Here is a 401-nt window from a genome sequence, read left to right as displayed (position 1 = left end):
TCGACCGGCAGCCTTGCATAGCGCTCGAACCAGTATTTGCCGATCAGGCCGGCGAGATAGGCGGTGCCGCAGGCCGAGATCGCCAGCCGGCCGATCTTGGCGAAGTCGAATGGCAGGTCGAGCGGCTTCGAGACGCCGGAGACAAAATCGACATAATGCGCCAGCGTGTGCGAGATCACTTCCGGCTGTTCATGGATTTCCTTCTCCATGAAATGCCGCCGGTTGCCCTTGTCGACCATGAAGGAGGTCGACAGCGACTGCTGGCGCTTGCGCTCGACCTTCTTGCCGTCAATGTCGAAGATGGCGACGCTGTCGCGGCGCACCACCGCCCAGTCGCCGTCTTCGAGATAGGTGATGGAATTGGTGAACGGCGCCAGCGCGATGGCGTCCGAGCCCAAGAA

1 pseudogene is annotated in these 401 nt (G+C 61.6%); it reads right to left on the bottom strand.

The annotated features are described in order from the left end of the window. Positions 1–401, bottom strand: a pseudogene (locus tag AC04SF_RS37515) (glutamine--fructose-6-phosphate transaminase (isomerizing)); the annotation flags it as partial.

It is taken from the genome of Mesorhizobium sp. CNPSo 4671, assembly GCF_057784245.1.
Note: the sequence above shows the minus strand (reverse complement) of the source record. Positions and strands in the feature narration are given on the sequence as shown.